This window comes from Moorena sp. SIO3I6, from assembly GCF_010672095.1.
Genome location: NZ_JAAHHU010001424.1, coordinates 1 through 1294, shown reverse-complemented (window position 1 = coordinate 1294; position 1294 = coordinate 1). Strand labels below are relative to the sequence as shown.

At 44.8% G+C, this 1294-nt stretch carries 1 protein-coding gene; it reads left to right on the top strand.

Features of this window, described 5'->3' with window-relative positions:
• The first annotated feature begins 80 nt into the window (after positions 1-80).
• A complete protein-coding gene (locus tag F6K49_RS49925; protein WP_293110248.1) occupies positions 81-863 on the top strand; it encodes an MlaE family lipid ABC transporter permease subunit in 783 nt (260 codons plus the stop codon).
• The last annotated feature ends 431 nt before the right edge of the window (positions 864-1294 follow it).

The following is a 1294-nucleotide window of genomic DNA, read 5'->3' as shown; positions in this document are numbered from 1 at the left end:
CCTGGTCGGTGTGGCGGGAGAGTTGCGGACATTTGTTGAGCGTTTCCGTGTGGAAGCGAATGATGGGAAATGATTGATTAATGGCTAAAACTTCCAGCCTCGGGTTATGGAGTCAGCGTTTACTGGCGGCGATTTTCTTAGCTGGGCAAGTGATACTTCATCTACTGACTGGGAAGATTCACCGCCGCAATACTATCGAGCAAATGGTAACCGTTGGACCAGAGTCTCTGATAATTGCTCTGCTCACTGCTACTGTAATTGGTATGGTGTTTACCATTCAGGTAACACGAGAGTTCATTAATTTTGGTGCAACCAATGCCATTGGGGGAGTCTTGGCTTTAGCTTTGGCTAGGGAATTGGCTCCAGTGTTGACTGCTGTGGTTTTGGCAGGACGAGTTGGTTCGGCATTTGCTGCTGAAATTGGTACGATGCGCGTTTCAGAGCAAATTGATGCTTTGTATATGCTCAAGACTGACCCGATTGATTACTTAGTGATTCCTCGGGTTATTGCTTGTTGTCTGATGCTGCCAGTGTTGACGATTCTCGCCATTGTGACTGGTATGGTAGGAGGAGTAGTCCTGGCTCAGAATATTTATGGTATTCCCCAGTCTGTGTTTCTTGATTCCGCTCGTAACTTCCTAGGAATTTGGGACTTGTTCTCTGCTGCTATTAAATCTGTAGTGTTTGGGCTGTTAATTTCTGTGATTGGTTGTAGCTGGGGGTTAACCACGACAGGAGGTGCTAAGGGTGTAGGTCAATCTACCACCACTGCTGTGGTTACTGCTTTGCTGGCAATTTTTATTAGCAACTTTTTCTTATCATGGTTGATGTACCAAGGGATGGGTAGTGCGGTGATCAGCTAAATCGGTTGTTGATCGTTAATTGTTAATTGCCTAAGAGCAATCAGTTAACAGACACTCACAAACCAGTAATCTTCTGTCAAGGTCTGTAGCTTTTCAAAATTCCCTAAAACCTGACCTGATCAGGAGGAATCGACAAATGAGTTAATTTAGAATAGATCAATCGCACTTTGTGTAGCGGTCGATTCCAATTCCTTTCCGAAACTTCCCATAGCTCCACTTAACCCTATTGTCCACACTGTTCAGTTCTACAACTTCACTAATGTCCCAGTCGTATTTTGATACCGAAAGCAAAACTCACAAATCCTTTGAATTACCTGGTGCTAAACCCCAATACAATCCTGACCGCCCAGGACAAGTGGAGCATATTTTCCTGGATTTAACTCTGGATATCCCCCTCCAAAGCGTTAGCGGTACCTGCACTATCACCCTCA